The sequence below is a fragment of the Actinophytocola sp. genome, from assembly GCF_009379765.1.
Classification (GTDB): domain Bacteria; phylum Actinomycetota; class Actinomycetes; order Mycobacteriales; family Pseudonocardiaceae; genus Actinophytocola.
In genome coordinates, this window is the sequence record NZ_WHTD01000253.1 from 1 (window position 1) to 8399 (window position 8399).

Genomic DNA, 8399 nt, shown 5'->3' on the forward strand with positions numbered 1-8399 from the left:
CCACGCCGCGGCCACCTACACCCTCGCCGGCGCGCTCGCCGCGTTCGCCGGCTCCCTGCTCTACAACCCCGACTACCTCTACACCGGCGCGTTGCCCTACGACGGCGCGCTGGCCGCGGCGGCGGTCGTCGTGCTGCCGTTGCTCCTGCTCGGTGTCGCGGCGGTGGCGGCGGTGCTCCGCGGGCACATCGCGACCGGGCAGGCCGCGGGCGCCGTCGTGCTCGCCGCCGGGGCGTTCGTGCCGCTCAAGGCGCTCGTGGGGGAGCTCGCCGGCGTCGGGCCGGAGGCCAGGTACGTCATGCACCTCGCGCTCAGCCCGTTCGCCCCGACCGACTGGTACAACACGAGCTTCGCGCTCCGCGGCGCCACCGGCGTGCTGGCCGGCGCGATCGTCGCCATGGTGCTGCTCGCGCTCGCGCTGGCCACCTCGCTGCCGCGGCGGCCGGCCGCGCCACTGGCCGCCGCGGCCGCGCTGACGCTGCTGGTCGCCGCGCAGCTCTCGCTGATCCTGGCGCTGACCCAGGCGGTGGAGAACGCCGAGCTGCTCGGCCAGCTGCTGGGCGCGCTCGCCGCGCTGGCCGCGGTGCTCGCCGTCGTGGTCGGGCGCAACGCCACGCTCGCCGCGAGGTGACATGCCCTGTCACGTTCCGCCGCCCGGCCCCGTCCAGGAGACACAGTCACCAGAAACGGGGAACTCCGATGAACATCACCTTGTGGGTGGGGCAGATCCTGCTCGCGTTCCTCTTCGCGGTGTCCGGCGCGCTCAAGTCGACCCAGACGCTCGACCGGATGGTGGAGACCGGGCAGACCTCCGCCAAGATCGTGCCGCTGCGGTTCATGCGGACCGCCGGCGTCGCCGAGCTGTTCGCGGTCGCCGGCCTGATCCTGCCGTGGGCCACCGGGATCGCCCCGGTGCTCACGCCGGTCGCGGCCACCGGGTTGGGCGTGATCATGATCCTGGCCGCGACCGTCCACTCGCGACTGCGGGAGCCACGCAACGTGGCGGCCAACATGCTGATCCTCGCGGTGTGCGTGTTCGTCTCGGTGGGCCGGTTCGCCGTCCTCTGACCGGAGCCGGTGCCCTACAGCACCATGCCGGTCTCGAGCCGGTCGAATGCCTCGTCGGTCAGCGCGACGATGTCCAGCTCCGGGTTCTTGATCCAGTCGAACCCGGCGACGAGCAGCACACCGAACATGGCGCCGACCGTGTGCCGCACCAGGGGGTCGGACGGCTCGCGGCCGACCCGGCGGGCGCTCATCTCGATCATCGTCTCGATGACCCGGGTGATGTTGCCGAGCGAGGCCGCCCACAGCTCCGGCACCGTGAGCGCCAGGACCCCGCGGCCGCGCTCGGTGTCCACCTCGGCGTCGGTCAGCCTCGCGAACGAGCCGAGCAGCGCGCCGCGCCACGCCCGGACGAGGCTCAGCTCCGGCGGTTGTTCCTCGAACGCGGCGAAGATCACCGGGTCGACCAGGTCGGTGGTGACCAGGTCCTCCTTGGTGGCGAAGTAGCGGAACACCGTGCTGGGCGAGACTTCGGCGGCCTCCGCGACCTGCTCGACCGTGGTGGCCGCGAAGCCCTGCTCGCGGAACAGCCGGACCGCGTGCGCCTGGATGGCGGTCCTCGTCCGCGCCTTCTTGCGCTCGCGGAGCCCGCCCGCCGGCTTGGTCCCCGGCTGGGCCTCAGCGCTGTGTTGGGAGGCCGACCTCATGGCCCGATTCTGCTTGCTCCACGGTCACGGCGGCCACCCGGGGCGCTCGCGCCGGCAGGAAGGCGACGGTCAGCAGCACCCCGAGCGCGGCCACCCCGGCCGACACCCACAGCATCTGGTCCAGCCCGTCGACGAACGCGGTCCGCACACCCAGCAGCAGGTCCGGCGACCCGAGCCGGCCGGCCACCTCGACCCCGGCGTACACGCTGTCCCGCACCGCGCTCGCGGCCTGCGCCGGCAACCCGGTCACGTCGAGCCGGTCGCTGTAGCCGGCGTTCAGCACGCTGCCGAGGATGGCCGCGGCGAGCGGGGTGCCGAGCTTCTGCACCGCCTGCATCAGCGCGGACGCGACCCCGGCCCGTTCGGCGGAGATCGTGGCCAGCGCGGCCGACGACGCGGTGGCGAGCGCGAGCCCGGCGCCGAGGCCACCGATCGCGGTCCAGGTCGCGGCGAGCCCGTACCCGCTCGTCGCGGTCGTCGCGGTGGCCAGGATCAGCGCCACGCCGAGGACCAGGAAGCCGGCCGTGACAGTGACCTTCGCGCCGACCCGGGCGGCCACCCGGTCGGCCAGGCCCGCGCCGACCATCATGCCGCCGAGCAGCGGCAGCAGCCGGATCCCGCTGCCCATCGCGTCGGTACCGAGGACCGCCTGGAAGTACTGCGGGGTGACGAAGATCAGCCCGAAGAAGGCGAAGATCCCCAGCCCGGCGATGATCGTGCCCCAGGTGAACCGGGCCGAGCCGAACAGCGACAGGTCGACGAGGGTGCGGCCGGGGGACCGGTGCTCCAGCGCGCGCTCCCAGAGCGCGAAGACCACCAGCAGCGCCGAGCATGCCGCCGAGCGCCCCGGCCGACCCCCAGCCGTCCTGCCCGGCCTGGACCAGGCCGAACGTCAGCACGCCGAGCCCGGCGCTCGAGGTGAGGATGCCGACCGGGTCGAGTGCGGGCGGCCGCTCGCTGCGCGACTCCGGCAGCAGGATGACGACCGCGATGATCGCGAGCACGATGATCGGCAGGTTCATCAGGAAGACCCAACCCCACCAGTAGTTGGACAGGAGCCAGCCGCCGACGATCGGCCCGAGCGGCAGCGCGACGAAGTTGGCCGCGGCCCAGATGCCGACCGCACGCGGCCGCTCCTCCGCGGTGAACAGCACCGCGATCCCGGACAGGACGAGCGGGATGACGAACGCGGCGCCGAGCCCGAGCACCGCCTGCGCGGCGATGAACATGCCCGGCGTGGTCGAGGTGGCGGCGAGCACCGAGCCGCCCGCGTACCCGACGAGGGCCACGAGCAGCATCTTCTTGCGGCCGAACCGGTCGCCGAGCAGGCCTCCCGGCAGCACGCCCGCGGCGAGCACGAGCGTGTAGGCGGAGACGAACCACTGAAGGTCGGCGGCGTCGGCGCCCAGCGCCGGGGCGAGGGTCGGCAGCGCGACGCTGAGGATGGTCGCGGGGAGCGCGACCGCGAGCACAACGAGGCTGAGCGCGCCGAGCGCCCACCACCTACGTGTCCCTGGAGCAGACATGACAGCGAACTCCATTTCGGTAGTAGGCTCTGAAATGAAAGTACACTGTCAATTTGTGGTTGACTAGTGTGATCTCCTAATCGGCGCGGTGTCTGCGTCTCGCGCCGGCCCGGGCCTGTTCGGCAGGTGCGCTCATGGCCTCCTCCGGCTCAGGGGGTGGCGCGGTCGGGGCGCGCGGCTCCGCCCGCTGGGCCATCTCGCGCAGCAGCTGGTCGAAGATCGGCGTCGACATCACGTTCTCGCGTGTCACGCGCCCTCCTTAAGGTGCAGATTCCCCCGGGCCGGACGTTAACGGCCGAACCGGCTCAGACTGCCAAACCTGCGCCGCCACGATCGGGCGAACTCGTCGTGCTGGTAGGAGATACTGCGCGTAGGACAAACGCCCGCACCGGAGTGAGCGGGGCGGCATCGACTGGGTGAGGATGGGGCGCATGACCGCAGATCTGGACAACCTGGTCTCGCTGAAGGTGGACATCGCGGACCGGGTCGCCGAGGTGATGCTGCTCGGCCCGGGCAAGGGCAACGCGATGGGCCCGGACTTCTGGCGGGAGCTGCCACTGGTGTTCGGCGCGCTGGACGCCGACCCGGACGTGCACGCGGTCGTGCTGACCGGCAGCGGCGCCAACTTCTCCTACGGTCTGGACCTGCCCGCGATGATGCCGACCTGGGGCGAGCTCCTCGGCGGCAACGCGCTCGCCGCGCCGCGGACCCGGTTCCTCGGCGAGGTGCGCACCCTCCAGAAGGCGGTCACGGCCGTCGCCGCGTGCCGCAAGCCCGTGGTCGCGGCCGTGTCCGGCTGGTGCGTCGGTGGTGGGGTCGACGTGATCGCCGCCGCGGACGTGCGACTCGCGAGCGAGGACGCCAAGTTCAGCGTCCGCGAGGTCAAGGTCGCGATCGTCGCGGACCTGGGCAGCCTGCAGCGGCTCGCGGGCATCATCGGCGAGGGGCACCTGCGCGAGCTCGCCTACACCGGCCGGGACGTCGACGCCGCGCGGGCACTTCGCATCGGCCTCGTCAACGACCTCTACCCGGACCAGTCAGCGGTCCTGGCCGCGGCGCGGGAGCTCGCGAGGGAGATCGCCGACAACCCGCCGCTCGTCGTCCAGGGCGTCAAGGACGTGCTCGACCAGCATCGCGAGCACCAGGTGGCGGACGGCCTGCGGTACGTGGCGGCGTGGAACGCGGCGTTCCTGCCCAGCGAGGACCTCGGCGAGGCCGCCCAGGCGTTCCTGGAGCGGCGGACGCCCAAGTTCCAGGGAAAGTAGGCGTGAGCGGGAGCGACGGAGCGTTCACCGGCTGGACGTAGGAGCAGCGCACGGAGGAAGGCGGCGAGTAGTGGAGGAGCGGAGCGAACCATGAATACTGCGACCGAGAACTTCCGGGCGGCGCGGGACTTTCTCCTCGAGCACCGCGAGGACTACCACCGGGCGAGTGCGGAGTTCGACTGGCCGAGCCTGACCGAGTTCAACTGGGCGCTGGACTGGTTCGACGTCGTCGCGGCGAGTGAGCCGACGGCGAGCCGGCTCGCGCTGTGGATCGTCGAGGAGGACGGCTCGGAGCAGAAGTGGACCTTCGCCGACCTGTCCCGGCGGTCCAACCAGGTGGCGAACTGGCTGCGCGCGGCCGGCGTCAGGCGTGGCGACCGGCTGATCCTCATGCTGGGCAACCAGGGTGAGCTGTGGCAGACGATCCTCGCCGCGATGAAGCTCGGTGTCGTGCTGATCCCGGCGTCGACCCTGCTCGGCGCGGCGGACCTGCGCGACCGGGTGGACCGCGGCCGCGCCGCGCACGTCGTGGTGCGGGACGAGGACGCCCCGAAGTTCGCCGACGTGCCGGGGTCCTACACCAGGATCGCGGTCGGCGAGCCGGTCGAGGGTTGGCTGAGCTTCGCCGACTCCGCGGACGCGTCCGCCGACTTCGCCCCGGACGGCACCACGGCCGCCGGCGACACCCTGCTGCTGTACTTCACCTCCGGCACCACCGCGCGGCCGAAGCTGGTGCGGCACACGCACGTGTCCTACCCGGTCGGCCATCTGTCCACCATGTACTGGATCGGCCTCGAGCCGGGCGACGTGCACCTCAACATCTCCTCGCCGGGCTGGGCGAAACACGCGTGGAGCAACGTGTTCGCGCCGTGGAACGCCGAGTCGACGGTGTTCATCCACAACTACACCCGGTTCGACGCCGGGGCGCTGATGTCCCAGATGGACCGTTGCGGCGTCACGTCGTTCTGCGCGCCGCCCACCGTGTGGCGGATGCTGATCCAGGCCGACCTGTCGCAGCTGCGGACGCCGCCCGCCAAGGTCGTCGGCGCCGGGGAACCGCTCAACCCCGAGGTGATCGAGCAGGTCTCGAAGGCGTGGAAGGTGACGATCCGGGACGGCTTCGGCCAGACCGAGACGTCCGTGCTGGTCGCGAACACGCCGGGCCAGCGGGTGAAACCGGGCTCGATGGGTCGCGCGCTGCCCGGGTTCGGCATCGCGCTCGTCGACGCCTCCGGCGTGCCCGGCGACGAGGGCGAGATCTGCGTCGACCTGTCCCGCAGGCCGGTCGGCCTGATGGTCGGCTACGCGGACGACGACGGCCGCACCGGCGAGGCCATGCGCGACGGCTTCTACCACACGGGGGACGTGGGATCCCGGGACGCGGACGGCTACGTCACCTACGTCGGCCGGGCCGACGACGTGTTCAAGGCCTCGGACTACCGGATCTCGCCGTTCGAGCTGGAGAGCGTGCTGATCGAGCACGAGGCGGTGGCCGAGGCGGCGGTCGTCCCGTCGCCGGACCCGATCCGGCTGGCGGTGCCCAAGGCATACGTCGTGCTGGCCGCGGGCCACGAGCCGACCGCCGACACCGCCCGCTCGATCTTGGCGTTCGCGCGCGAGCAACTGGCGCCGTACAAGCGGATCCGCAGGCTGGAGTTCGCCGAGCTGCCGAAGACGATCTCGGGCAAGATCCGCCGGGTCGAGCTGCGCGGCCGGGAGAACGAGGTGCACGCCGACGCCGCGGCGACGGTGGCCGGCGAGTACCGCGACGACGACTTCCCCGACCTGAAGCCCTGACCTCGGGGGCAGTGGGGTTCGACACGGATCCTTAGCAATGTGAACTACTTGGGGTTAGCCTTGCTGAGGAACCTTGTCGAAGGGGGCGTTTCGAACTTGTCGCGGTTGCGGTCGGTCGAAGAGCTGGGGCCGCGGTACAAGTGGGTCGCGCTGTCCAACACGACGCTCGGCATGCTGATCGCCACGATCAACTCCTCGATCGTGCTCATCGCGCTGCCGGACGTGTTCAAGGGCATCGGGATCAACCCGCTGGATCCGGGGAACACCAGCTACCTGCTGTGGATGATCATGGGCTTCCTGATCGTCACCGCGGTCCTCGTGGTGAGCTTCGGCCGGCTGGGGGACATGTACGGCCGCGCCCGGATGTACAACCTGGGCTTCCTGATCTTCACGATCTCGTCGATCCTGCTCGCGGTCACCTGGATGAGCGGCGACGCGGCCGCGCTGTGGCTGATCGGCTGGCGGGTGGTCCAGGGCATCGGCGGCGCGTTCCTCATGGCCAACTCCAGTGCGATCCTCACCGACGCGTTCCCGGCCAACCAGCGCGGCCTCGCGCTCGGCATCAACGGCGTCGCCGCGATCGCCGGGTCGTTCCTCGGGCTCGTGGTCGGCGGCGTGCTCGCGCCGATCAACTGGCACTGGGTCTTCCTCGTGTCCGTCCCGTTCGGCGTGATCGGCACGATCTGGGCCTACCTCAAGCTCCACGACACCGCCCAGCGCCAGCGCGCGAAGATGGACTGGGCCGGCAACGTCACCTTCGCGGTCGGGCTGATCGCGGTGATGGTCGCGATCACCTACGGCCTGCAGCCCTACGGCGGCCACTCGATGGGCTGGACGAGCCCGTGGGTGCTCGGCGCGCTCATCGGCGGCCTGCTGGTGCTGGTGCTGTTCGGCGTCATCGAGACGCGCGTGGCCAACCCGTTGTTCAACCTGTCGCTGTTCAAGATCCGGGTGTACAGCCTGGGCAACGTCGCGAACCTGATGGCCTCGCTCGGCCGCGGCGGGCTGCAGTTCATCCTGATCATCTGGCTGCAGGGGATCTGGCTGCCGCAGCACGGGTACAGCTTCGCGGAGACCCCGCTGTGGGCCGGCATCTACATGCTGCCGATGACCGTCGGGTTCCTGATCTCCGCGCCGCTGTCCGGGATCCTGTCCGACCGCCGCGGCGCGTGGTTCTTCACCACCGGCGGGATGATCGTCACCGCGCTCACGTTCTTCGCGCTGACCGTGCTGCCCGTCAACTTCTCCTACCCGGTGTTCGCCGCGCTGCTGCTGGTGAACGGGATCGGCATGGGCATGTTCACCGCGCCGAACCGGGCCGAGGTCATGAGCAGCCTGCCCGGCAACGCCCGCGGCGCGGGCGCCGGCATGACCGCCACGTTCCAGAACGCGGCCATGGTGCTGTCCATCGGCATCTTCTTCAGCCTCATCATCGCCGGCCTGAGCACGACCCTGCCGGCGACGCTGACCGGCGGCCTCGAGGCGCACGGCGTGGCGGCGGCCCAGGCCGAGCAGATCGGCGCCCTCCCGGCCGTCGGCGTGCTGTTCGCGGCATTCCTCGGCTACAACCCGATCGAGCACCTGCTGGGTGGGTCCCTGGGCCAGCTGTCGCCGGACCAGGCGAGCTTCCTCACCGGGCACAGCTTCTTCCCCAGCCTGGTGACGCAGCCGTTCTCGGCCGGCCTGCACGTGGCGTTCTGGTTCGCGATCGTGGCGAGCGTGATCGCCGCCGCGGCGTCCTGGTTCGGCCGGTCGCGCGAGGGACGGGACAATGCGGTCACCGCTCCGGTGCGCGACCACCCCGCCACCCCTGCGGCGGTCCCCGGCTCCGGCTCCTGAGTCACCCGCGGCGGCGCTGCGCGAGCGCCGCCGCCTGGATGCGGCTCTTCAGACCGAGCTTGCGCAGGATGTTCGACACGTGGACGCTCGCCGTCTTCGTCGAGATGAACAGCTCGCCGGCGATCTCCGGGTTGGTCAGGCCGCGCCCCAGCAGGTCGAGCACCTCGGCCTCGCGCGCGGTCAGGCCGAGCGGGTCCTCCTCCGGCCGGTCCGGCAACGCCGCCGACAGCGGGATCCTGGCCCGCTCGGCCAGCGCCCGC

9 protein-coding genes and 2 pseudogenes are annotated in these 8399 nt (G+C 71.4%); 6 read left to right on the forward strand and 5 right to left on the reverse strand.

Annotated features, from left to right (window positions below):
- Both GEV28_RS40900 and GEV28_RS40905 read left to right on the forward strand, forming a co-directional pair.
- Positions 1–631: pseudogene (locus GEV28_RS40900) on the forward strand (hypothetical protein); the annotation flags it as partial.
- A 68-nt stretch (positions 632–699) separates the two neighbouring features.
- Positions 700–1068 (forward strand): DoxX family protein, encoded by a 369-nt coding sequence (locus GEV28_RS40905; RefSeq protein ID WP_291419563.1) that lies wholly within the window; start codon positions 700–702, stop codon positions 1066–1068.
- A gap of 14 nt (positions 1069–1082) precedes the next feature.
- Here GEV28_RS40905 and GEV28_RS40910 read toward each other — a convergent pair whose 3' ends face one another.
- On the reverse strand, positions 1083–1712 hold the full coding sequence (locus tag GEV28_RS40910; protein ID WP_291419565.1) for a TetR family transcriptional regulator: 630 nt from the start codon (positions 1710–1712) through the stop codon (positions 1083–1085).
- Positions 1684–2529 (reverse strand): MFS transporter, encoded by an 846-nt coding sequence (locus tag GEV28_RS40915; protein WP_291419567.1) that lies wholly within the window; start codon positions 2527–2529, stop codon positions 1684–1686. The genes GEV28_RS40910 and GEV28_RS40915 overlap by 29 nt, the downstream gene beginning before the upstream one ends.
- A 14-nt stretch (positions 2530–2543) precedes the next feature.
- Here GEV28_RS40915 and GEV28_RS40920 point away from each other — a divergent pair, with 14 nt between their 5' ends.
- Positions 2544–2759 carry a hypothetical protein gene (locus GEV28_RS40920; RefSeq protein ID WP_291419569.1) on the forward strand — a complete coding sequence of 72 codons (216 nt, stop codon included), beginning with the start codon at positions 2544–2546 and terminating at the stop codon, positions 2757–2759.
- Here GEV28_RS40920 and GEV28_RS40925 read toward each other — a convergent pair.
- Together GEV28_RS40925 and GEV28_RS40930 are read right to left on the reverse strand one after the other, a co-directional pair.
- Positions 2705–3253 (reverse strand): annotated as a pseudogene (locus GEV28_RS40925) (MFS transporter); the annotation flags it as partial. The gene GEV28_RS40920 and the pseudogene GEV28_RS40925 sit on opposite strands and share 55 nt — an antisense overlap.
- Positions 3254–3314: 61 nt before the next feature.
- Positions 3315–3488, reverse strand: coding sequence for a hypothetical protein (locus GEV28_RS40930; protein WP_291419571.1), 174 nt, complete (start codon positions 3486–3488; stop codon positions 3315–3317).
- A gap of 181 nt (positions 3489–3669) precedes the next feature.
- Here GEV28_RS40930 and GEV28_RS40935 point away from each other — a divergent pair, with 181 nt between their 5' ends.
- The 3 genes from GEV28_RS40935 (at position 3670) to GEV28_RS40945 (ending at position 8139) form a co-directional block, all read left to right on the forward strand.
- On the forward strand, positions 3670–4503 hold the full coding sequence (locus GEV28_RS40935; RefSeq protein WP_291419574.1) for a crotonase/enoyl-CoA hydratase family protein: 834 nt from the start codon (positions 3670–3672) through the stop codon (positions 4501–4503).
- 90 nt (positions 4504–4593) lie between these two features.
- Positions 4594–6300: an AMP-binding protein gene (locus GEV28_RS40940; RefSeq protein ID WP_291419576.1), complete on the forward strand. Its 1707-nt coding sequence runs from the start codon at positions 4594–4596 to the stop codon at positions 6298–6300.
- A gap of 171 nt (positions 6301–6471) precedes the next feature.
- On the forward strand, positions 6472–8139 hold the full coding sequence (locus GEV28_RS40945; RefSeq protein ID WP_367115290.1) for an MFS transporter: 1668 nt from the start codon (positions 6472–6474) through the stop codon (positions 8137–8139).
- A 1-nt stretch (position 8140) separates the two neighbouring features.
- On the opposite strand, the gene GEV28_RS40950 is transcribed toward GEV28_RS40945, so the two are convergent.
- Positions 8141–8399, reverse strand: a 259-nt coding sequence (locus GEV28_RS40950) for a response regulator transcription factor (protein WP_291419580.1), incomplete at its 5' end; no start/stop codon positions are given.

Bases quoted from the DNA above. Each gene is read 5' to 3' on its own strand.
- GEV28_RS40905 (WP_291419563.1), top strand. From the start codon at position 700: ATGAACATCACCTTGTGGGTGGGGCAGATCCTGCTCGCGTTCCTCTTC.
- GEV28_RS40910 (WP_291419565.1), bottom strand. From the start codon at position 1,712: ATGAGGTCGGCCTCCCAACACAGCGCTGAGGCCCAGCCGGGGACCAAG.
- GEV28_RS40945 (WP_367115290.1), top strand. From the start codon at position 6,472: ATGCTGATCGCCACGATCAACTCCTCGATCGTGCTCATCGCGCTGCCG.
- GEV28_RS40940 (WP_291419576.1), top strand. From the start codon at position 4,594: ATGAATACTGCGACCGAGAACTTCCGGGCGGCGCGGGACTTTCTCCTC.
- GEV28_RS40920 (WP_291419569.1), top strand. From the start codon at position 2,544: ATGCCGCCGAGCGCCCCGGCCGACCCCCAGCCGTCCTGCCCGGCCTGG.
- GEV28_RS40935 (WP_291419574.1), top strand. From the start codon at position 3,670: ATGACCGCAGATCTGGACAACCTGGTCTCGCTGAAGGTGGACATCGCG.